The 23,324-nt window shown below is 63.6% G+C and carries 16 protein-coding genes; 6 read left to right on the top strand and 10 right to left on the bottom strand.

Annotation, left to right across the window (positions count from 1 at the left end; translation table 11 throughout):
• Positions 1-212: 212 nt before the first annotated feature.
• Complete coding sequence (locus GQX66_RS17620; protein WP_085745881.1) at positions 213-887, top strand: histidine phosphatase family protein; 675 nt, start codon at positions 213-215, stop codon at positions 885-887.
• A 27-nt stretch (positions 888-914) separates the two neighbouring features.
• On the opposite strand, the gene mnmH is transcribed toward GQX66_RS17620, so the two are convergent.
• The 3 genes from mnmH to GQX66_RS17635 form a co-directional block, all read right to left on the bottom strand.
• Positions 915-2,018, bottom strand: coding sequence for a tRNA 2-selenouridine(34) synthase MnmH (gene mnmH, locus GQX66_RS17625; RefSeq protein WP_240870197.1), 1,104 nt, complete (start codon positions 2,016-2,018; stop codon positions 915-917).
• Positions 2,018-3,052, bottom strand: a complete 1,035-nt coding sequence (gene selD / locus GQX66_RS17630) for a selenide, water dikinase SelD (RefSeq protein ID WP_240870201.1) — start codon at positions 3,050-3,052, stop codon at positions 2,018-2,020. Before selD ends, mnmH begins: the two co-directional genes overlap by 1 nt.
• Positions 3,053-3,151: 99 nt before the next feature.
• Entirely contained in the window at positions 3,152-13,675 is a 10,524-nt protein-coding gene (locus GQX66_RS17635) for an autotransporter-associated beta strand repeat-containing protein (protein WP_240870206.1), read from the bottom strand.
• A 410-nt stretch (positions 13,676-14,085) separates the two neighbouring features.
• Between GQX66_RS17635 and GQX66_RS17640 the strand changes: the two genes are divergently transcribed.
• On the top strand, positions 14,086-15,045 hold the full coding sequence (locus GQX66_RS17640; RefSeq protein WP_102718753.1) for a nucleoside-specific channel-forming protein Tsx: 960 nt from the start codon (positions 14,086-14,088) through the stop codon (positions 15,043-15,045).
• Positions 15,046-15,532: 487 nt separating this feature from the next.
• Entirely contained in the window at positions 15,533-15,910 is a 378-nt protein-coding gene (locus tag GQX66_RS17645; RefSeq protein ID WP_134023972.1) for a DUF6124 family protein, read from the top strand.
• A gap of 139 nt (positions 15,911-16,049) precedes the next feature.
• On the opposite strand, the gene GQX66_RS17650 is transcribed toward GQX66_RS17645, so the two are convergent.
• From GQX66_RS17650 to GQX66_RS17660, 3 genes are all read right to left on the bottom strand, one after another.
• Complete coding sequence (locus tag GQX66_RS17650) at positions 16,050-17,006, bottom strand: zinc-binding alcohol dehydrogenase family protein (RefSeq protein ID WP_240870208.1); 957 nt, start codon at positions 17,004-17,006, stop codon at positions 16,050-16,052.
• A 31-nt stretch (positions 17,007-17,037) separates the two neighbouring features.
• The gene (locus GQX66_RS17655) at positions 17,038-17,211 is read right to left on the bottom strand and encodes a DUF1427 family protein (protein WP_007958996.1); all 174 of its coding nucleotides are present in this window, start codon (positions 17,209-17,211) and stop codon (positions 17,038-17,040) included.
• An 89-nt stretch (positions 17,212-17,300) separates the two neighbouring features.
• Positions 17,301-18,080, bottom strand: a complete 780-nt coding sequence (locus tag GQX66_RS17660; RefSeq protein WP_240870210.1) for a helix-turn-helix transcriptional regulator — start codon at positions 18,078-18,080, stop codon at positions 17,301-17,303.
• Between the two features lie 146 nt (positions 18,081-18,226).
• Here GQX66_RS17660 and GQX66_RS17665 point away from each other — a divergent pair, with 146 nt between their 5' ends.
• Both GQX66_RS17665 and GQX66_RS17670 read left to right on the top strand, forming a co-directional pair.
• Complete coding sequence (locus tag GQX66_RS17665) at positions 18,227-18,454, top strand: DUF6555 family protein (RefSeq protein WP_011335095.1); 228 nt, start codon at positions 18,227-18,229, stop codon at positions 18,452-18,454.
• Between the two features lie 38 nt (positions 18,455-18,492).
• Positions 18,493-18,765 carry a hypothetical protein gene (locus GQX66_RS17670; RefSeq protein ID WP_064597964.1) on the top strand — a complete coding sequence of 91 codons (273 nt, stop codon included), beginning with the start codon at positions 18,493-18,495 and terminating at the stop codon, positions 18,763-18,765.
• Between the two features lie 24 nt (positions 18,766-18,789).
• On the opposite strand, the gene GQX66_RS17675 is transcribed toward GQX66_RS17670, so the two are convergent.
• The 3 genes from GQX66_RS17675 to GQX66_RS17685 all read right to left on the bottom strand — a co-directional run bounded on the left by GQX66_RS17675 (position 18,790) and on the right by GQX66_RS17685 (position 20,365).
• Positions 18,790-18,957, bottom strand: a complete 168-nt coding sequence (locus GQX66_RS17675) for a metallothionein (protein WP_240870212.1) — start codon at positions 18,955-18,957, stop codon at positions 18,790-18,792.
• A 460-nt stretch (positions 18,958-19,417) separates the two neighbouring features.
• On the bottom strand, positions 19,418-19,873 hold the full coding sequence (locus GQX66_RS17680; protein ID WP_240870214.1) for a DMT family transporter: 456 nt from the start codon (positions 19,871-19,873) through the stop codon (positions 19,418-19,420).
• A gap of 3 nt (positions 19,874-19,876) precedes the next feature.
• Complete coding sequence (locus tag GQX66_RS17685) at positions 19,877-20,365, bottom strand: DMT family transporter (protein WP_240870216.1); 489 nt, start codon at positions 20,363-20,365, stop codon at positions 19,877-19,879.
• Between the two features lie 111 nt (positions 20,366-20,476).
• On the opposite strand from GQX66_RS17685, the gene GQX66_RS17690 reads away from it, so the two are divergent.
• A complete protein-coding gene (locus GQX66_RS17690; protein ID WP_240870218.1) occupies positions 20,477-21,412 on the top strand; it encodes a LysR family transcriptional regulator in 936 nt (311 codons plus the stop codon).
• Positions 21,413-21,622: 210 nt separating this feature from the next.
• Here GQX66_RS17690 and GQX66_RS17695 read toward each other — a convergent pair whose 3' ends face one another.
• Positions 21,623-23,305 carry a methyl-accepting chemotaxis protein gene (locus tag GQX66_RS17695; protein ID WP_240870219.1) on the bottom strand — a complete coding sequence of 561 codons (1,683 nt, stop codon included), beginning with the start codon at positions 23,303-23,305 and terminating at the stop codon, positions 21,623-21,625.
• Between the last annotated feature and the right edge of the window lie 19 nt (positions 23,306-23,324).

A 23,324-nucleotide genomic window follows, 5' to 3' on the forward strand; every position in this document is an offset into this window, starting at 1 on the left:
CCGGCTTACTTAAATCCGCAACATCCTGTGGTTAACCTTCCCTTCAATAGCGCAGGTTGAACGCTAAAGTGCCGCGCACGTAACCGAATCGAACCAAACGGGCCTCAGGGGGCTCCAAGCAAGCCAGTGATGACAGGGAAAACACCCGGCGCCCACGCACCGGTGCAGAGGTTTGTCAGCCTTAACCGAACAGACTGAAGACGCCTTATCCCATGACGAACTTGATGAAAGTCGCCAACCGCTTCAAACATCGCGCGTATGTGGCCCTGCCCACCCTGCTGGCAGTCAGCGCGCTGTTCCTGTCGCTGGAATCCAGCGAAAGCCGTGCGCAACCGGTGGACGGCACCCAGACCCTGGTGTTCCTGCGCCATGCCGAGAAACCCGCCGGTGGTCTCGGCCAGCTCAACTGCCAGGGCCTGAACCGGGCGATCGACCTGTCGACCCTGCTACCGGAAAAATTCGGCAAGGCCGACTATGTGTTCGCCGCCAACCCGACGCGCAATGTCGAGGAAGGCGAGCTGGACAACTCCTACAGCTACATCCGCCCGCTGATGACCATCAGCCCGGCGGCGATCAAGCTCGGCCTGCCGGTGAACATCGAGTTCTCGGCCAACGACACCAGCGACCTGGCCCGGGAACTGACCGACGACAAGTACCACAACTCGACCATTTACACCGCGTGGTCCCACGGCTACCTGCCGGAGCTGATCAACAAGGTCGCGGGCAAGGCCGTCGGCGAGAAGCAGAAGATCACCGAAGATTGGGAATCCAGCGATTACGACTCGCTGTACGTGCTGACCCTGACCTGGCACAACGGCAAGGCCAGCCTGCAGAGCCACAGCTACAAACAGGGGCTGGATAACGGCCAGGAAAGCTGTCCGACCTGAGTTTGCCCGGGGCCCGCTCGGGCCCCGTCAGGCCTGGGGTTTGATTCGCTGACGCAAATATTCGATAACGGCCTGCCGCTCCCCGGCAAATTCGATCCGCCCGCCCTTCTTCTCGCGCTGGAACACATACATCGGGTCGTAATACTCGCGCAGCAAACCCTCGATCCACGCGCGGTGCAAATCCACCGCCCCGCTGCGGCTCTGCTCCGCCAGCGCCTCTTCCATCAACACCCGCATCCGTCGATGCCGTTCGCCGCCCAGGCGCTTGTGCACGTTGTCGAGGCTGTCCAGCAACCGCTCGGAAAACCGCCCGAAACCCTCGTCCCCATGCACTGCCTGAAATTCGGCGGACAAATCCACCACGTAATCGCGCAGGATCCGCTCGACGCGCTGCTCGAAACGATCTTCCAGCCAGACCATCGGGTATTGCTGCATGCCCTGATACAGCGACAGCGGCAGCGCGCAGCTGCCCACCACCCGGCTCTCATCCTCCAGCACAAACTGATCGATGCCGGCCGCACGTTTTTTCAGGAAGTCGATGGCCAGCCGGTTCTCGAAATCGATGTTCGACGGCTGACCGGTGGCGCGCTTGCCGAAACTCGAGCCCCGGTGATTGGCATGGCCTTCCAGATCCACACTGTTGCGCAGTTGCACCAGCACTTCGGTCTTGCCGGTGCCGGTCATGCCGCCCAGCAACACGAAATCACAGTCGGCCTGGGCGGATTCGAGCGTGTCGATCAGAAAACCCCGCAGCGCCTTGTAGCCACCGCCGATACGCGGGTAATCGATGCCGGCTTCTGTCTTGAGCCACTGCTGGACGATCTGCGAGCGCAGGCCGCCACGAAAGCAATAAAGAAACCCGTCGGGATGCGCCTGGGCAAATTCCGCCCACGCTTGCAGACGCTCGGCCTTGACCGCGCCGGACACCAATTGATGGCCCAGCTCGATGGCGGCCTGCTGACCGTGATGCTTGTAGCAAGTGCCGACCCGCTGCCGCTCGATGTCGTTCATCAGCGGCAGATTGAGCGCCCCGGGAAACGCGCCCTTGTGAAACTCGACCGGCGCACGGGCGTCCATCAGCGGCCGGTCGTTGAGGAAGATGTCGCGGTAGTCGGTGACGTCGATGGACATCAATTCACCTCGACCGCGTGGCTCTGTCGCCCGATCAACTCACCGATTGGCTCAAGAGAGAGGCCGAGTTCGGCTGCGACGGCGAGGAATTCGGCATTGCCTTCAGGGGTGACGGCCACCAGCAGACCGCCGCTGGTCTGCGGGTCGCACAGCACCCGTTTGTGCAACTCCTGGACCCGCCCGACGCGGCCCGAATAACTGTCGAAATTACGCAAGGTGCCACCGGGCACGCAGCCCTGTTCGAGGTAATACTCGATGCTCGAAAGACGCGGCACCCGATCATAAAAAACCCGCGCCGTCAGGTGACTGCCGTCGGACATTTCCACCAGATGCCCGAGCAGCCCGAAGCCGGTGACGTCGGTCATGGCAGTGACCCCGGCCAGTTTGCCGAAACGGCTGCCGGGCTTGTTCAGCGTACACATCCAGTCCCGGGCCACGCCGATGTCGTCGGGACGCAGCTTGCCCTTCTTCTCGGCGGTGGTGAGGATGCCGATGCCCAACGGTTTGGTCAGGTACAGCAGGCAACCGGCGGTGGCGGTGTCGTTGCGTTTCATGAAGCGCTTTTCCACCAGCCCGGTGACGGCCAGACCGAAGATCGGCTCCGGTGCATCGATCGAATGCCCGCCGGCCAGCGGAATCCCCGCCGCATCGCACACCGCACGTCCGCCGCGAATCACGTCTCGCGCCACTTCCGGCGCCAGCACGTTGACCGGCCAGCCGAGGATCGCAATCGCCATCAACGGATCGCCGCCCATGGCGTAGATGTCACTGATGGCGTTGGTGGCGGCGATGCGGCCGAAGTCGAACGGGTCGTCGACGATCGGCATGAAGAAATCCGTGGTCGACACCACCCCGCGCTCGGCATCGATCTCATACACCGCCGCATCATCGCGCGACGCGTTGCCGACCCACAGTTTCGGATCAAGGTTCTGCGCCCCGCTGCCGGCCAGAATCACCTCCAGCACCTTGGGCGAAATCTTGCAGCCACAGCCGGCGCCGTGGCTGTATTGGGTCAGACGGATGGGCTCGGTCATGGGGCAGTCTCCGGGAGGCAGTGGGAGGGATTTTAGCAGAGGGGTCGGCGGGCAAAAAAAAGCCGCCCTTGCGGGCGGCTGAAGTGCTTCGCTCCTGAATCAGAACCCGAGGCTGAAGCTGATGGTCATCGCATGGTCGTTGCTCTCGTTCGACAGCTGCCCCGAATAGCCGATACCGAGCTTGCCGGTCGGGCTGATCTGGAAGTCCACGCCTGCTTCGACCACCGCGCTGTCCTTGGCAATCGGTACGCCCTGGGTGTTGAACGAGGCGCCGCCGTCGATGAAGGTCAGGTCAGCGTCAGGTTTGGTGTCGCCGAAGGCATGCCGCCAGCCGAGGGCCGCGCGCGGGGTAAACTGCCCACCGTTGGCCAGGGTGATGACCTTGCCGGCGCGCACGCCCAGGGTCGAGAAGGTGATGTCCTGATCGGACTCGGCGCGCAGGCGCCCCACTCCGCCTTTCTCCTTGGCCTTGTCGCTGTCATAGTTGACGTACGCCAGGCCGGCGAACGGCTCCAGGGCAATCCCGGCCGCTTCGATGGCATAGCCGACTTCACCGAACACTTGGGCGCTGCGGGCGTCGTAATTGGCCTTCAACCGATCGTTGTAGGCGCCGACGCTGACGTCGCGTTTGGTCTCGATGTCATGCCAGCTGTACGCCGCACCGAGGCGCACCGCCAAGGCATCGAATTGCGAGTTGAGGTACGCCGCCAGGTGGTAGCTCTCGACCGTGGCATTCGAACGACGATCATGGGCATCCAGATCGCTGCGGGTGTAGCCGGCGGCCATGCCGACGCGCCATTGGTCGTCGAGCTGCTTGTCGGTGCCGAGCATGAAACCGCTCAGGTTGCGATCCAGTTTCGCGCTGTTGCTGTCGCCGTCCGACTCGCCCCAGGCGCCGAGCGCGCGGGCCCAGCCGACCATTTCGCCGTGGCAGCCGTTGCTGCTCAGCTGGTTGTCGCTCGGGGCCAGGGCGCGGCGTGGATCATCCGGTGCACTGCACGATGGCTGGCGCATACGGTCGTTGACCGCGTCCCGTACGTAGCGCGAATCCTCGAGAACTGCGCTGGCGGTACTGGCATGGATTTCCCCCGACAGGCTGTCGAAGGCGTTACGTGCGCCCGCCACGCTGAGGTTGATGATTTCGTTCTGCAACGCAGCGCCCGCCGCACCGTTGCGCATCAACGCCGAAGCGGTATTGCGCTGGTTGCGGGTGGCGGCAACGTCGACGAACGAGTTGCCGTTGCGGCTGACCACCAGGTTCACCGCGTTAGCGTCGTACACCAGCGCAGTATTGAGGAACGCGTATTGCGGCAGGTCGGCGGCGCTGAAGGTGCCGGTCACCCCGCCACCGGCGGTGATCAGCGAGTACACGGTATTGCCGGTGAACGGTGCCAGGCTGTTGACCTGCAGACCACCGCTCAGAGTCGCGGTACCACCGACGGCCAGCGGAGTGGCGGTCGGCGAGCTGACAGTCAGGGCCAGCACACCGTCGGCGGCGTTGGTCAGGTTGCCGGCGACACTCAAGGTGCCGTCCTCGCCACCGGAAGCCACCACGCCATGGTTGACCACCGACCCGACGCTACCATTACCGCTCAGGCCCGCGCCATTGGCCACGGTGACCTGGCCGGCGAGGGACGCCCGCGCCGCACGGCTGCCGACTTGCAGCACGCCCTGATCCACCGCCACGGTGCCGCTGAAGGGTTGATCACCGGTCAGCAGCAAGCGCGCGGCACCGCGTTTGGCCAGGGCGCCGACACCGCTGAGGCGTCCGTTGAACTGGCCGTTGGCGTTCTGCTGGAACACCAGCGAGGCGTTGTTGAGGATGTTGCCCTGCAGGCTGGTGGTATTACCGATCAGCGTACCGCCGCTGACCGTGGTCCCGCCGCTGTAGGTGTTGGCGCCGCTGAGGACCAGAGTGCCGGAATCCAGTTTCTCGATACCGCCACTGCCCACCAGCGGTGCGGAAATTTCCGCGCTGCCACCGGCATTCACCCGCACCGGAGCGAGGCTGCCACCCGGGCCGTTGACCGGGGTCAGCGTACCGCCAGCACCTGGAACCAGGCTGTAACCGCTGGAGAGGAACTGCAACCCGGTAAAGTTCTGATTGCCTTGCACCGTGACCGTGCCGCTCTGCCCGCCGAACACGGCGAACTGACCGTTCGACGCCAGCGCCTGAGTACCGCTCGGATCGGTCCAGTTGGTGCCCGGCCCCCACACGCCGCTGCCGCCACCGATGCTGCCGTCCGGGTTGGTGGTGCCGCCGTTCCAGAACTGCACTTCACCCGGGGTGTTCTGCACCAGCAGGTTGACCTGATTGGCCAGCGCGGTCTGCAGGGTCAGGTTGGCCGCCGACACCGGCAGGCTGCCGTAGACCAGACCGTTGTCGGTCAGGCTGCCGCCGTAGCTGAACAGTTGATAGACCCCGGTGCCGAAGCCGCCGGCATTGCTGATATTCAGCGTGCCGTCGAGGGTCAGGTTGCCGGCGACGTTGACCACTGTGGTGGAACTGGCGGCCGAGCCGAGGGTGAAGTCCAGGTTGGTGCCCGACGACAACGCCAGCGAACCGACCGACAACGGCGTTGCAGCGCCGCCGCCATTCAGTGTCGCACCATTGGCCAGTTGCACGGCGCCGCCGAACTGGCCGCTGCCGCCGATCGCCGCCCCACTGGCAACGTTGACGCTGGCACTGTTGAACACACCGTTGACGTTCAGCGAACCGGCCTGCACCGCGGTGTTGCCGGTAAAGGTGTTGTTGCCGGTCAGCAGCAAGGCGCCGGTGCCGGTTTTGTTGAGTGTGCCGACGCCCGTCAGGTTGCCGGTGTAGCTGCCGTCGCTGTTCTGCTCGAAGGTCAGCGTCGCGTTGTTGGCGATGGCGCCTTGCAGGCTGCTGGTGTCGCCACGGGTGCTGCCGCCGTTCAGCGTCGTACCGCCGCTGTAGGTATTGGCACCGCTAAGGACGAGGTCGCCACTGCCGTTTTTCACCAGACTGCCGCTGCCGGTGATTGCACCGATCAGCGTGGTGTTCTGGTTGCCGGCCAGGGTCAATTCCGCACCCAGGTTGATGGCATTGGCCAGTTGCAGCGCAGAGGTGCTGTCGAGGGTGCCATTACCCAGCACGCTGAGGGCGCCGCTGCTGATCGCGCTGTTGTTGCCCAGGATCAGCGAGCCGCCGGACAGTTGAGTACCGCCGCTGTAAGTGTTGCTGCCGTTGAGGGTCAGGCTCGATGCGCCGGCCTTGATCAGACTGCCGCTGCCGCTGACCACACCGCCGAGGGTCAACGCATTGGAGCCGGCAACGGTGAGTCCGCCGTTGAGCACCACATCGTTGGCCAGGCTGACCGCTGCGTTGCTGTCCAGCGCCGTGCCGTTGGCGGCGGTCAACACGCCGGTGCCGAGGGCTGAGTTGTTGCCGACCACGATTTTGCCGCCATTGAGCGCGGTGCCGCCGGTGTAGCCGTTGGCGGCGTTGAGCACCAGGGTGCCGGTGTCGTATTTGCCCAGTGTGCCGGCGCCGTTGAGCGCCACGCCCACGGTGGCGGTGACGTTCGGATCGACCCGCACGGTGGCATTGCCCAGCGACCCGTTGACCAGATTCAGCGAACCGGCCGTGCCGTTCTGCAGGCTGTAGCCATCGGTGACGAACTGCATGCCGGTGATGGTTTGCGCGCCGTTCACCGTGACGGTGCCCGCCGTGCCCTGGAACACCGCGAAGTTGTTGGTCCAGGCCTGATTGGTGGTGCCGTTGACGTCGGTCCAGTTGGTGGTGCCGGTGCCCCAGGTGCCGCTGCCGCCATCCACCGAACCGTTGGCGACCAGTTGGTTGCCGTCCCAGAACTGCACGGTAACGCCCGGTGCGGTGACCAGCAGGTTGATCTGGTTGGCCAGCGCGGTTTGCAGGGTCAGGTCGCCCGGGGTGACGCTGCCCGGCACGGTGCCGATCAGCATGCCGTTGTCGGTCAGGCCGCCGGTGTAGTTGATCAACCGGTACACGCCGCTGCCGAAGCCGCCGATGTCGCTGACGTTGAGGGTACCGTCGAGCGTCAGGTTGCCGCCGACGTTGACCAGCGCGTTGCCGCCACCGGAAACCGGTGTGCCGAGGCCGACATCGAAGTTGGAGTTGGCGTTGAACACCAGCGAATTCACCGACAGGGTGCTGCCGGTGGCGCCGGCCAGATTACCGCCATCCGCCACGGTCACGGCTCCACCGAGCGAGCCGCCGCCGGTCAGGGTGCCGCCGCTGTTGACCAGCACACTGGTGCTGTCCAGCGAGCCGCTGACGTTCAAGGTGCCGGCGTTGACCGTGGTGCTGCCGGTCAGGCTGTTGAGGCCGGTCAGGGTCAGCGTGCCGGTGCCGAGTTTGCTCAACTCGCCGGTACCGGTGAGCACACCGTCAAAAATGCTGCTGGCGTTGTTGCCGCCGATGCTCAGCGTGTTGCCGCCGCCGATCAGCGCGGTGCCGCTGCCGGTCAGGCTGGCGAGGCTGCCGGAGCCGCCGAGATTGAGGGTCGCCGCAGCGCCAAGATTGACTCCGGCATTGCTGCCCAGTGCCGAGTTGCCCAGGGCGGTCAGGCTGCCGGATTGCACATCAAAGGTGCCGCTGAAGGTGTTGTTGCCGGACAGCGTCAGGTCGGCCAGACCGTTCTTGGTCAGGGTGCCGGCCCCGGCGATCACGCCTCCGAGGGTCAGGTTGTTGTTGCCGGCCACGCTCAGGTTGGCATTGACGTTGAGGTTGTTGGCCAGCACCAGCGGCGCCGTGGTGTCGAGGGTCGAAGCGCCCGCCACGGTCACCGCGCCGGAACCCAGGCCTGCCGAGGTGCCGAGGGTCACGGTGCCGGCGTTCAGCGTGGTGCCGCCGCTATAGGTGTTGATGCCGTTGAGGGTCAGATTGGAGGCGCCGTTCTTGATCAGACCGCCAGTGCCGCTGACCACACCGCTGAGCGCTACGTCGCTGTTGCCGGTATTGGTCAGGTTGGCGTTGAGCACCACGTTGTTGCCCAGCGACACCGAGGTGTTGCTGTCCAGCGCCGAGGCGCCCGCCACGGTCAGGTTGCCCAGACCGAGAGCGCCGTTGCTGCCGGCGGTCAGGGTGCCGGCGTTGAGGGTGACGCCGCCGAGGAAGTTGTTGGCCCCGCTCAGGATCAGGTTGGCCGCGCCGTTCTTGGTCAGGCTGCCGGCGCCGTTGATCGCAGCGCTGAGTGTCAGATCGTTGCTGCCGACGATACCGAGGTTGCCCGCCAGGTTGATCGCGTTACCCGCCGTGACAGCACTGCTGGCATCCAGGGTAGTGCCGTTCGCCGCGTTCAGGGTGGCCGAGCCCAGCGCGCTGTTCGACGCCAGAATCAGACCGCCCGCGTTCAATGCCACCGGGCCGAGGAAGGCGTTGTTGCCGCCGAGGGTCAGGTTGGCCGAGCCGTTCTTGATCAGCCCGCCGGTGCCGTTGATCACACCGTTGAGGGTCAGCGCGTTGCTGCCAAGGATCGTCAGGTTGCCGTTGAGCGTGGTCGCGTTGGTCAGGGTCACGGCAGTGTTGCTGTCCAGTTGCGTGCCAGCATTGGCGATCAACGCACCGCTGCCCAGCGCGGTGTTGTTGCCGACCACGATTTTGCCGCCATCGAGTTGCGTGCCGCCGGTGTAGCTGTTGGCGCCATTGAGTACCAGGGTGCCGCTGTCGAGTTTATTGAGAATGCCGCTGCCGTTGATGTTCACGCCGACCGTGGCAGTCACGCCCGGATCAACGCGCATCGCCGTGGTGCCGCCGGCACCGTTGACGGCGGTCAGCAGTCCCGAGGTGCCGTTGACCACGTTGTAGCCATCGGTGAGGAACTGCATGCCGGTGAACAGTTGCGTGCCATTGACCGATACCGTGCCGGCCGTGCCCTGGAACACCGCGAAGTCGCCGGCCCAGGTCTGATTGACCAGACCATTGGCGTCGGTCCAGTTGGTGCCGGCGCCGTTCCAGGTACCGCTGCCGCCATCGACAGTACCGTTGGCGATGGTCTGGCTGCCGTCCCAGTAACGAATGTCCGAATTCGGCGCCGAAACCTGAATGTTGATCTGATTGGCGACCCCGGTCTGCACCACCAGATCGCCCAGCCCATAACCGACCGGCACGCTGGCAACGTCCAGGCCCAGATTGGTCAGGGCACCGGTGTAGTTGAACAGACGATACACACCGACGCCGAAACCACCGGCATCGGTGACGTTGAGATTACCGTCGAGGGTGAGGTTGCCGCCGACGTTCATCAGTGACGTGGTCGATGGCGTCCCCAGCGCCGCATCGACATTGCTGCCGGCTGCGAGCGTCAATGATCCGGCCGAGAGTGTATTACCCGACGACAGGGCCAGGTGACCGCCACTGTTGATGGTCATCGCGCCGAGCGCCGAACCGTTACCAGTGAGGGTGGCGCCGGTATTGACGTTGACCTGGGCACTGGCCAGCGAACCGCTGAGGTTCAGGGTACCGCCGTTGACGGCGGTGTTGCCGATGATGCCGTTGATCCCGGTCAGGTTCAGGGTGCCGGTGCCGACCTTGGTCAGGCCGCCGTTGCCGCTGAGGTCGCCGTCGAAGATGCTGGTGCTGCTGACCCCGCCCACGGTCAATGTGTTGCCGCCGCCGATCTGCACGCTGCCGCTGCCGCTCAGGCCATTGAGGCTGGCGTTGCTGCCGAGGTTGAGACTGGCGCCGGCGCTGACGTTGGCGCCGGAGGTGTTGCCCAGCGCCCCGCTGCTGAGGGTGGTGACGCTGCCGGCAGCAATGTTCAGCGCGCCGGTGAAGGTGTTGTTGCCGCTGAGGGTCAGGTCGTCCAGGCCGGTTTTGGTCAGGCTGCCGGCGCCGTCGATCACGCCACTGAGGGTCAGGCCGTTGTTGCCGGCCAGGGTCAGCCCGGCATCGAGGGTGATGTTGTTGCCGAGGGTGAAAGCGCTGCTGTTGTCCAGCGTCGCGGCGCCACCGACGGTGAGCGTGCCGCTGCCCAATGCGCCGGGCGCGCCGAGGGTCAGGGTGCCGGCGTTGAGGGTGGTGCCGCCGCTGAAGGTGTTGGTGCCGTTGACGGTCAGGTTGGCCGCCCCGTCCTTCACCAGTTGGCCGGTACCGCTGAGCACGCCGCCGAGGGTCAGGTTCTGCGTGCCGCCGACGCTCAGCGCCGCATTCAGCACGACCGCATTGGCCAAGCTGACCAGCGGCGAACTGCTGTCGAGGGTTGCCGCCCCGCCGACCGTCAACGCACCGGTGCCGAGCGCCGAGCTGTTGCCAACGGTCAGGGTGCCAGCATTCAGTGTGGTGCCGCCGGCGTAGGTGTTGGTGCCATTGAGATTCAGATTGGCCGCGCCGTTTTTCACCAGACTGCCGGCGCCGGCGACGGTTCCGGTAAGGGTCAGGTCCGCGCTGCCGCCCACATTGAGCGCACCGGCGAGGTTGACCTGATTGCCCAGAGTGACGGCGGTGTTGGTGTCCAGCGTGGTGCCGGCCGCTGCGTTCAGTGCACCGCTGCCCAGCGCGGTGTTGCTGCCGACAATCAGTTTGCCGGCGTTCAGCGCGGTGTTGCCGAAGTAGGTGTTGGCGCCGTTGAGGATCAGATCGGCCGGGCCGCTTTTGGTCAGGCCGCCGACCCCGGAGACCACGCCCGCGAGGGTCAGTGCGTTGCTGCCACCGATGGTCACGTTGCCGCCGAGGTTGACGTTGTTGGCCAGGCTGGTCGCGGTGCTGGCATCCAGTGTGGTGCCGTTGGCGGCGTTGAGTACGCCAGTGCCGAGGGCGGTGTTGGAGCCGACGACCAACGTCCCGGCGTTCAGCGAAGTAGCGCCGGTGTAGGTGTTGTTGCCGGTCAGGGTCAGGGTCGAAGCACCGGTCTTGATCAGGTTGCTGCCGCCGCTGATCACGCCGCCCAGAGTCAGCGGGTTGGCGCCGCCGGTGGTGAGGTTGGCGTTCAGCGCAATGGCGTTGTTCAGCGTCACGTTGGCGCTGCTGTTGAGCGTGCCACCCGCCCCGCCCACGGTCAGCGTGCCGGTGCCGAGTGCCGCGCCGTTGCCGACGGTCAGGCTGCCGGCGTTGAGTGCGGTGCCGCCGGTGAAGGTGTTGGCGCCGTTGAGGGTCAGGTTGGCGGTGCCGTTCTTGATCAATTGACTGGCGCCGCTTATCACCCCGCCAAGGGTCAGTGCATTGCTGCCGCCGATCCCCAGATTGTTGTTGAGAATGACGTTGTTGTTCAGCGTCACCGCGGTATTGCTGTCGAGGGTTGCCGCGCCGCCGACGGTGATATTGCCACTGCCGAGCGCAGCGTTGGCGCCCGCCGTAATGGTGCCTGCGTTCAACGCAATAGCACCGAGAAACGTGTTGGTGCCGTTGAGAATCAGGTTCGCCGCGCCGTTCTTGGTCAGCCCGCCGCTGCCGCTGACCACGCCGCCGAGGGTCAGGTTGGCGCTGCCACCAATGTTCAGGTTACCGCCGAGGGCGACCGCGTTGCTCAGCGCCACGGCGGTGCTGGCATCGAGGGTGGTGCCCGCCGCCGTGGTCAGCGCGCCGGTGCCCAGCGCGGTGTTGGAGCCGACGATCAGCGTCCCGGCATTCAGTGCCGTGCCGCCGGAGAAGGTGTTGTTGCCGCTGAGGGTCAGGTTTGCGGTGCCGTTCTTGATCAGGTTGCCGGCGCCGCTGATGACCCCGCTCAAGCCCAGTGCCTGAGTACCACCGATGGTCAGATCCGCCGCCAGCGCCACCGCGTTGGCCAGGGTCACGGCGGTGGTCGCATCCAGCGTAGTGCCGGCCGCTGCGTTCAACGCGCCCGTGCCGAGGGCGGTGTTGCTGCCGACGAGCAAGCTGCCACCATTGAGCGCGGTGGTGCCGCTGTTGGTGTTGTTGCCGGTCAGGGTCAGGCTGGCGCTGCCGCTCTTGGTGATCGCCCCGGTGCCGGACACGACGCCGGCCAGGGTCAGGGCATTGCTGCCGAGCACGTTCAACGCACCGGTGATGCCGACGTTGTTGGCCAGGGTCACGTTGCCGGTGCTGTCGAGACTGGTGCCGTTGCTGGTGTTGAGTACACCGGTGCCCAGGGCGTTGTTATTGCCGACGCGCAAGGTGCCGGCGCTGAGGCTGGTGTTCCCGGTGTAGGTGTTGATGCCGTTGAGGGTCAGGCTGCCGCTGCCGGTCTTGGTCAGGTTGCTGGCACCGCTGATCACCCCGCCCAGGGTCAGCGCTCCGGTGCCGGTTGCGGTCAGGGTGCTGTTGAGCGTGATCGCGTTGGCCAGCGAAATCGGCGTCGTTGCCGAGATGCTCGAAGCGCCACCGACCGTAATGCCGCCAGTGCTGAATGCCGAGTTGTTACCCACAAGCACGGTGCCGCCGTTGAGCACGGTGTTGCCGGTGTAAGTGTTGATGCCGTTGAGGTTGAGCTGACCGCTGCCAATCTTGGTCAAACCGCCAGTACCGGAAATCACGCCGTTCAGGGTGGTGCCGTTAATGCCCTGCAAGGTCAGGCCGCTCGCGCCCAGATTGATCTGGTTGGCCAGCGACAGTCCCGCATTGCTGGCCTGAAGAATCCCGCCGTTGGACGTCAGCACACCGCTGCCGAACGCGGCGTTGTCGTTGAACTGCGCGACACCGCCATTGAGTGTGGTCGCCCCGCTGACCAACGGCCCCTGCAAGGTCCAGGTGCCGCTGTTGAGGGTCAGGTTGTTGAAGTTGACGTAGGTCGCGCTGGACGCAGTGCCGGTCCCGCTGACGCCACCACCGACGCCGATCGGGTTTTGCAGGATCAGCGTGTTGGTGCCCCCCGCGCCGCCATCGATGGTGCCGGTCGGGGCAAAGGTCAGGTTGATGCCGACCAGGCCACCGAGGCCGACGGACACTTGCACACCGTCACCGACGTTAACGCTGGAACCGGTGATCGCGTAGAAGGTGTTGGTGCTGCCCGCGCCCATCGACACACCGCCGGTGATGTTACCGGCGTTGGTGAAGGTGTTGCCTGCTGCCGACGTCTCGAACGCAATCCGGCCGTTGATCGTGCCGCTGGCACTGTTGGTCATGTTGACTTGCGAGCCGCCATACACCCCGACCACCGGGGTATCGGCCAGGGTGATGCCGCCGACCGACAGCCCTGTGGACGTAATGGTGCCGTTGTTGGTAATGGTCGTGGTACCCGCCGCCGCGTTGTTCACGCCGATAGCCAGGCCGTCAATGCTGGTCAGGTTGAGGCCGAGCAACATCCCCGTGCCACGCATGATCCCGCTGGCATTGTTGACCACGCTGACCGTGCTGGTCGCGCCGGTGCCGATGAATGCACCGCCACTGAGGATCGACACCAGGCCCAGCAAGGCCGGGTCGACGGTGCCGGAGTTGTTCAGGGTGATATTGGCCCCGGTCAGGTTGATGACCTTGCCGCCCAGCGTCGCATTCATCTGCGCGCCCGAGTTGACGTTGACCGTCAGGCCGCTGGTGGCACTGCTGTAGTCATTGAGAAACAGCGGCAGGGTCGGGACGCCCGAACAGGTAATCGTGGAGCCCGCCGCCGAGCAGGTGGCGAACGCCTGCTCGCTGACACCACCGAACAAGAGTCCGGCGACGCTCAGATGCACAGCAAGGGACAGTGGGGAAAAACGCGAAACGAGGGCGACACCAAACCTTGCTTCCACGGGTTACTCCTTTCGTGGCCGATTTCGTCCTTGAAGGCGTGCAACTGCGGCAAGATCCAACACGCGTATCAAGCGTATGACGGTCATCAGATAAACCGTCCCATTCCAGACACACGCTAGTTGATGCCCTGCGATGGGGCACCGGTTAAATAGTGTTAATACTTTTGTGCGATAAGGCCCTGCGCCGATACTTCCGGCCGTTCTGAGCAAGGGCTTGAGGACGATTTGAGGCGCTTTTGCGGGGAGTTGATCGAATCGCCAGGTAAACCCGTGAATCAATCGATTTTTCAGTGGTTTGGAAAACTGGTACGGCTTGTGCAAACGTTTGCTAGTCGCTAATGACCGCGTTTTCGTTACAAAACCGTACAGGGCCCATCATTTCGGGCCTTGATCTGCAAAAAGGACTTTGAATGTACGTTTCTTACTGCCACCGCCGTCGCGGTGCACGCACCTTTGCTGTTTCCCTGCTACTGGCCGGCGTTACCGGAGTTCTCAGTCACACCGCGCTGGCGCAACCTGCCCTGCCCGAGGAATCCGCCCAGGGAGAAGCCCTCAGCCCTGAAGCCAGCCCGCCGCAAAAAGGCGCGTACCTGTCGGACTGGTACAACCAGGACCTGATGCTGATCGGCAGCAAGGACATCAGCTTCGGCCCGCAACCGGCCGACGACATCTACCTGGAATACGAGTACTTCGGGCGCAAAGGTCCGTTCGAGCTGTACGGCTACATCGACATTCCGAAGATCTTCAACATCGGCAACAGCCACGACAAAGGCGTGTGGGATCACGGCTCGCCGGTGTTCATGGAGCACGAGCCGCGCATCTCCATCGACTACCTCGCCGGCCGCAGCCTGGCCATCGGGCCGTTCAAGGAATGGTACGTGGCGTTCGACTGGATCTACGACCACGGCAGCCGCAAAGAGAACCGCGCCAACACGCTGTACAGCGGCTTCGGCACCGACATCGACACCCATTCACGGGTCAATCTGTCGGCCAACCTGTACGGGCGCTACCAGTGGGAAAACTACGGGGCCAGCAACGAATATTCGTGGGACGGCTACCGCGCGCAGCTCAAGTACATCGTGCCGATCGACAAATTCAGCAACGGCGCTTCGCTGACCTACATCGGCTTCACCAACTTCGATTTCGGCTCGGACATCCACAAGGACAACCCGGCGCGCACCGCCAATGCCACGGTGGCGACCAACGTCTTGCTGTACTCGTTCACCCACTTGCGCTTCACTTTGGTCGGCCGTTACTTCCACAACGGCGGCAACTGGGAGGACGGCAGCGAGCTGAACTTCGGCGACGGCAACTTCCGGGCGCGTTCCAATGGCTGGGGGTATTACGCGGGGGTCGGGTATCAGTTCTGATCCCGCCCCTTTCAAGGCTGAACATACTGGCGAGACTGCTCGCGTTGACGCCTACAGAACAATACAGCGCATCAGGTATACAAACCCGCCGCCCCGTTTGATCGGGACGGCGGGTTTTGTCGTTTCGGGCACAAATCAACGCAGTGTTGAAGAGTGTTGAAGATTATGTCCGCAAAGCCACGCGACCTTGCGCCTTTGCCTACGCATCCGCCAGAATCCGCCGGCTTGTGCGCCTTGGGGGCGGGTTCTATTGTTTGGCGGTCGCTGAAAAACAGCGATCGGGTTTAGCGACTCGAATCATAAATAGGTGCATCAGCGCTCCATGCTTTGTCGCAGGCTCAACGTCTGCAACTCCGCTATGGTGGCTGTATGCGGGAGACCCTCGGGTCTGCCGGGTGCCTATAACCGGTTCGCTAACCTGCGTACAGCCGCCACCTTCCTGTTTAGCGACAGCTCCGGGCGGCTCCACTCTTATAGGAGCTTCACCATGATCAAACCCACACCCAATCCACCCGAAACCGACCCCACCTCGCCCTACGAAACCCTCGACTCCAAGAAATTCCACGAAGCCGCCGAACGCGCCCTCGATCACTATCTCAATCCACTGCTCCCCCGAAAACCCCTGCTCAAACACAACACCCGCTACCTCATCGCCCCCGGCATCGACAACGAAGAACTGCTGGCCGACGCCTGCGAAACTCTGACCTCGGCCAAGGTGATGGCCAATGACTTCGCCGGGCTGGTGGATGGCCCGCAGCGGCATGTGCTGTCGGGGATTGCGCAACTGATCATGCTGGGTGAGCTGGCGGTGAATCGGGTGCTGGATAATCTGGAAGTGAAGACTGAGGCGTCCGCTGCAGCCTGATCGATTGATCGACTGATCGTTCCCACGCTCTGCGTGGGAATGCAGCCCGGGACGCTCCGCGTCCCAAAGAGCGGACGCAGAGCGTCCATTGAGGCATTCCCACGCAGAGCGTGGGAACGATCTAATGCATTGGTGTCGCTCAGGGAATCAGGATGACCTTGTCGCCACTGCCCTGATTCACATCGGCATAGCGCGCCAGCCCTTCGGCCAGCGGCGCTTCCACCAGCCCTTGCGGCAGTGGCAGCAGGTCTTCGTCGAAGAACCGGCCAAACTGTTCCAGCATCGCCGCGCAGGCTTCAACGCCATACAGCAACGAGTTGATGCCGACCACCGAACCGCCCTTGCGATACAGCGCCAGCGCCGGCAACTGCACATGCCCATCGACTGGCGCAGCGATGATCGCGATCCGCCCGAACGGTGCCAACGCCGGCACCGACGCTGGCAGCCAGAACCCGGTGGTGTCGAAGATCACGTCGGCACCGCCGCGATACACCGCGTTGACCTGCGCACCGAGATCCTCGGGTTTATCCAGCTGAATCGTCTGATAACCCTGCGCCTGCAAATCCTTGACTTGCTCCGGCCGCCGCGCCGCCGCCAGCAACTGCGCGCCACGCACCCTGGCCAGCGCCAGTGCTGCCGTCGCCACCGCCCCGCCGCCAATCACCAGCAAACGGGTTTCGGCGCTGACCAGACTGCGCTCCAGCGCATCCCACGCTGTGGTGTAAGGCACGCCGAGGCTGGCGGCCTGGGTGAAACTCAGGTGCGAAGGTTTATGCGCCACGCCACTGGCCGGCAGTTTGACGAACTGCGCATGGGAGCCATCGGCGAAAAAGCCCAGCTCACGCCCGGTGCCCCAGACCTCCTGACCGATCAACGCCTGCGGCCCTTCGACCACCACCCCGGCAAAGTCCCGACCGGGAATACGCGGCAACGTGGTGTAGGGGAAACGCCCGAGCACGTTCTTCACGTCGCTGGGGTTGAGGCCCGCGGCCCTGATCTGCACCAGCACCTCGTCAGCGCCCGGCACCGGCGTCGGCACCTCGACGAAGCGCAGGGACGACAGGTCGCCGGTTTTATCGAATTGCAGTGCTTTCATGGAAATCTCCACCGAAGGAAAAAGACAGGATTCAGGACAGCCAGCCACTGACCAGTTGCCGGCCCATCGGCCACAACTGCTCGCCCGCCAGCATGCCCAGCAGGCCCACCAGCGCAATGGTCGGCGGCGCCGGAGAACGGACATCCAGCGCGCCATACAGCAGGCCGACACCCAGACCGACGCCCAGTGAAATCAGGTAATTCATGGGATCACTCCGCCACAAAAAAGGAATGGGTAGAGTCTAGGGAAAGGCGGCGACCGGCATCGGCCAAGGACTTCTGAATTTCTGCCAAATCAGCCGGCAAGCGGCCCGCCGTCGAACTGCGAAGGCGCGACACCCAGTTCCCGACGGAACATGTCGCTGAAACTGCTCGGCGAATAACCCAGCTCCCGGGCAATCGCGCTGACCGGCACGCCCTGAATCAACTCCGCCACCGCCGTTGCCAATTGCACCTGACGTCGCCACTCGGCAAAGCCCATGCCCAGCCCTTCCTTGAACAACCGCGCCAGGGTGCGCACGCTGGCCCCGGCGTTTTCGGCATGTTGTTCAAAAGGAATATCCAGCGACGGCGCGGCCATCACCGCCTGACACAGACTCATCAGCCGCCGGTCGGCGTCGTCCGGCAACGGGATTTTCAACTGCGAACGCCTTGCGCGTTTCAGCTCCAGCAGCGCCAGCCCGACCAGCGCCTCGTAATACTCGGCATCACCGCTGTCGCCCTGCGCCACCAGACCGACAATCAACTCGCGCAGCAGCCCGCCGACCTCGATCACCTGCACCGTCTGATCCAGCGTCGCCGCCAGCGCCGGGCGCAGGTAGATATTGCGCATCTGCAAATCCGACACCACCCGAATCCCGTGCGGCACCCCCGGCGGCAACCACACCGCCCGCTGAGGGGGCACCACCAGCGCCTCGTGGGGGGTCTCGACCCACATCACCCCGCTCATCGCATACAGCAACTGCCCCCAGACATGCTCATGCGGCTCGATGAACAGACCACGCGGATACGTACGCGCCAGCGGTTGCACCGGCACATCGGTATCACTCAGATCGGGGGGTGCAGCGAGGGCCATGGCGAGCGTTCATCGGGGTTGGCGGAAGCACTATGGTAACCAGTCCGACCGGAACCTCGCCATTGATAGATACCGTCGGACAATCCGAGTGAATTTTCCCGGAGCCCAGCGATCCTTCTATTACCACAGGGAGGAAGATGGGCTTTATGAACAACGCAAAACTGTACGTCATCGATTACACCCTTCACGGCGCGCCAAAGTCGTTCATTATCCGCTCGGACAAAATGGACAACACCGAGGCGTGGCACTGGGCAAGCTGCGACGCAGGGGTCGGCCGCATCCCGCGTTTCGGCCGGGAGAAAGTGCAAAAGACCAGCAAGCCGATGGCAGAAAAATTCGGCGTGGAAAACGTCACATGGCGACCGGCCAGCTAAGCTTGCGCGCAGGCGGGAACTATTTCGGGGGATTACACATGACAACCATCAACAGCCCCGCGCACCTGGACTACGGCCTGGACACCCTCTTTGGCCGCATCACCAAAAGCGTCGACTGCCCGGTTGGCCTGGAACCCGTCGAAAACGACCCCTACCGCTTCGCCCTGCGCGTCCCGGCCCCCTTGCCGGAAGACCTTGAACAGGCCAAAACCATCGTCGTCAACGTCGAAGGCCGCCGCCTGCACGGCAACGTCCGCCACACCGAACGCCTGGACGACGACAGCCTGAAACTGGAAGTGGAGCCCGACTAGGCTCCACTTATTCCATACCCGAGATTACTTGGGATGCGCACACTGACACCCCTTGCCCGAACACTCCTCACCACTCTTGTGATGATGCGCACAGGCCTCACAGCAATAATGCTTCCCGTGCGCCACATAAGAATGCTCACCCTCCTTGATCGTACAACGACATCCCGGACAATCGCATTTTCTATCTGACATGGAACAGACTCCTTCGGTGGTGGTTGTCTGAGGCCGAAAGAACAGCCGTGCTACCAGTGTAGAACGTGAAAACCACCTAACCTCCCAACCCACACCACTCACCACTAACCACTCACCCTTCAACCATCCCCCCACCACTCACCACGATGAGCGTTAGCTCGAGTACCGCTTTTGATCTCAAGGCCCGTCGGCAGGCTGAGTGGAGGGATTGATCCGGGGGTGGGAGCGCAGCGACCGTGCGGCGCAGCCGCATGCATCGAGAGGAGGTGCAGCGAAGCAAACCGTAGGCGATGCCCCCGGATCAATTCCGGAGCGAAGGGACACCGAGCCACAGCGAGGTGCCGAACGTCAGGGCCCAAGACCTTTGGTTACTTTGGGGCGTTTGCCAAAGTGACTCGCTGTAAGAGCGAAACCGCCAGCAGCCGCACCCGAAGAAACGGATATTCACTCACTCAATCAATCAATCAGAACCCCGAACACTACTGCGATACATGAAAACCAGCGCCAACCCGAGACAAACCATCGCCAAAACTCGACTAGAAGACAGCTCAATCGCCGGATTCCCCAACCACCCAAAATTATCAATCAACATCCCCATCCCCAACTGCCCGACAATCACCGCCACCGTCGCCACAGCCGTCCCCACCCGAGGCACCGCCCCCACCATCACCATCATATAAACCACCCCAAACAGCGCCCCGCTCAACTGCCACTTCGGCACCTCCAGCAAACTCACCGCCTGAGCAGGCTCAAAAAACAAAATCAACAACCCCGTAGAAACAGCGCCGACGACAAACGTCAACAAACTGCTGCGCAACACCCCAACGGTCTCCCCCAACCGCCCATTGATCGCCGCCTGCACACTCAACACCGCACCGGCCAACACCACCACCGCCAACAAAATAACCAGACTCATCACTCACCCCCGCGCAATCAAAACCAAAGCCGCGACAATCAACCCCAACGCCAGCCACCGCTCAGCATTGACCTTCTTGCGCGTAGCCCCAAACCAACCGAAATGGTCAATCAACACACTCTTGCCAACCTGCCCCGACAAAATCGCAATCATCGTCATCGCAATCCCGATATGCGGCGTCGCCAGCGTCAACACCACCACATACATCGGCCCCAGAAAACCGCCGATCAACTGCCAGCGCGGCAGATCGATCAGCGCCGGCCCCTTCTGCGGCCCCGCAAACAGCAACAACAAAAACAGAATCGCCGAGCCCACCCCGAAGATGCTCAAGGTCGCCCACAAATGCCCGACCTGCTCACCCAACGGCCCCAGCAACCCCGCCTCCACCGACAAACCCATGCCAGCCAGAATCACCAGCGGCAACAGCAACAAACGCAAACCAGGCCGCGCTACCGGCGCCGGCGCGGCACTCACTTCATCAAACGACTGCATCTGAAAAACCTCTGAAGGAAACGATGGCGCGGATTATCGGCTGGCGCAGCTGTGCGATAAATGGGAGCATCCGGACAACACTTTTGCGCAACTCGCACAGCAGGACAGACGATGCACGGGCTCAACGAACTGGGATTCAAGGCTTTAAGGCTGTTTGTGGCGGTGCTCGACCACGGCAGTTTTTCCGAAGTCGCCCGCCGCGAGGGCGTGGCGCCCTCCTCGATTTCCCGGCAGATCCAGTTGATGGAGCAGGCGCTGAACCAGCAACTGCTCTACCGCCACACCCGCGCGGTCACGCCGACCGAGGCCGGGCGCATGCTCGGCCACCACGCCCGGCTGGTGCTGGTACAACTGGAAGAGGCCGAACAGGCGTTGCAGGAACAGCAAAGCGAGCCGACCGGCCTGGTGCGGATAAACGCCCCGGTGGTGTTCGGCCAGCGCCACCTGACGCCATGGCTCGGCGGTTTGTGCGAGCGCTATCCGAAGCTGCAACTGGATATCCAGCAGACCGACCACTACATCGATCCGCTGCAGGAAGGCGCCGATCTGCTGTTTCGCATCGGCCCGCTGCACGACTCAAGCATGCAGGCGCGGATCCTCGCGCCGCACCGGTTTCAGGTCGCGGCCAGTCCCGCGTATCTCAAGCGTTTCGGCACGCCCCGGCATCCCGAAGACCTCGCCCGCCACCAGTGCCTGGCCTACAAGGGCGCGACCGGTCAGCAGCGCTGGTTCTTCCGTCAGGGTCAGGGCGAGTGGACACCCTATGCAGTCAAGGGCCCGATTACCGGCAACCATGCGGACACGTTGACCCAGGCCGCTGTGCAAGGGCTGGGGCTGGTGATGTTTCCGTCATGGCTGATCGGCGAGGCGGTGCGCGAGGGCACGCTGGTGCCGGTGTTGGGGGATTATCAGGTGTCGAACAGTGTCGAGCCGCAGCAGATTGCGGTGCTGTGGCCGGGGAGCCGGCGGTTGTCGGTGAAGGTGCGGACGGTCATCGACTTTTTTATCGAGTGCTTTGGCGAAGTCCCCTACTGGGACAGACCCTGAGCTCGCCAAAGTCAAAAGCCAGCCCTCACCCTAGCCCTCTCCCGGAGGGAGAGGGAACCGAACGGGGGATATTCGAGAGATACGCCGACATGAGCGATCGGCTGTGAATCCATAATCGACACGATTTTTCAGGTCGATGTATGACGCAAGACACTGCGGTCAGTCCCCTCTCCCTCCGGGAGAGGGTTAGGGTGAGGGGGCCTTTGGGGGTCAGATCCGGAACTGCCCCACCAACTTCCCAAGCCGCTGCCCCAACTCCGCGAGACTGCGCGAGGTCTGCGCCCCCAACTGTGTCTCATCCGCCACGTTATCCACCGCCACCGCAATCTGGTGCACGCTGCGGTTGATCTCTTCGGCCACCGCCGTCTGCTCTTCAGCGGCACTGGCAATCTGCGCGTTCATCGAGTTGATGGTCGCAATCAGATCCGCCATCGCATCCAGCGAAGCCCCCGCCTGATTGGCCTGGGCCGACGTGCCGTCACCCGCCTCGCTGGAACGGCGCATCGCTTCAACCGCCGACTGCGTACCCGCCTGCAAGCGGTCGATCATGCCCTGAATTTCCTGCGTACTGATCTGCGTGCGCGAAGCCAGTGCCCGCACCTCGTCCGCCACCACCGCAAACCCGCGCCCGGCCTCGCCGGCCCGGGCGGCTTCGATGGCGGCGTTGAGTGCCAGCAGGTTGGTCTGTTCGGCAATCGAGCGAATCACCCCGAGCACGCCGACAATCGACGACACGTCCTGCTGCAGGCTGTCGAGGGACACGCCGCTGCTGCGGATGTCGTCCACCAGCGCATGAATCTGCTTGATGCTGCCGGCCACCACACGCTTGGCGGTCTGGCCCTCTTCGTCGGTCTGCTGCGCGGCGACGGCGGCGTTCTGTGCGCTCTTGGCGACTTCCTGCGCGGCGGCGGACATTTCATTGATCGCCGTGGCGACCTGATCGGTTTCGTGACGCTGACGTTCCATGGCCTGATCGGAGCGCTGGGCCTGATCCGACACTTGCGTCACCAAGCCAGTCAGTTGCGACGTCATCTCGGTGATCTGCCGCACCAGGCCGTGGATCTTGTCGACGAAACGGTTGAACGAGCCGGCCAGTTCGCCGAGTTCGTCCTGGCTGGTGATGGTCAAGCGCCGGGTCAGGTCGCCCTCGCCCGCCGCGATGTCATCGAGGTTGGCTTTCATCAGGGTCAGCGGTCGCAGGATGGTGTTGGCCAGCAGCATCCCCGCCGCCGCGATCACCAGCAGCACCACCACCGCCACGCCGACGATGCTCAGCACCACGCCCTGCATGCGCTCCTGCACCTTGGCCTCGACCACCGCCACTTGCGCTTCGATGCCATCGAGGTTGACCGACGTACCGACCGCCATGTCCCACTTCGCCAGGTATTCGGTGTAACCGAGTTTCGGCACCAGCACTTGCGCGTTGCCCGGCAGCGGCGAGCTGTATTGCAGGTAGTGAGTGCCGTCCTTCGCGACTTTCACCAGGTCGCGGTTGACGTAGACGCCGTTCGGGTCGCGGTTGTCCTTGAAGCTTTTGCCCACGCCTTCGGGGTCGTTGGCCTTGAACAGGCGCACGGTCTCGGAGTCGTAGCCGAAGAAGTAGCCGTCCTTGCCGTACTTGATGCTCGAAAGCAGCTTGATCACCTGCGCCCGCACCTCGGCGTCACCGGGGACGGCGGCGTCGTAAAGCGGTTTGATGGTGGTCATGGCCACGGCGACGTAACTGGCCAGCGTGGCTTTGGCGTCACCGAGCAGGCGTTCGCGGGTCTGCTGGACTTCATTGCGCGCCTGTTCCTGGAGGATGAACAGCGTGGTCACGCTGATCACCAGCGCAAAGAGCAGCACCGGAAGGACGGCAAGGGACAGGACTTTAGCCTTGAGACTCAGGCGCATGGGGGCTCACTCTTTTGGT

It is taken from the genome of Pseudomonas sp. B707 (genome assembly GCF_022496685.1).
Lineage (GTDB): Bacteria > Pseudomonadota > Gammaproteobacteria > Pseudomonadales > Pseudomonadaceae > Aquipseudomonas > Aquipseudomonas paraglycinae.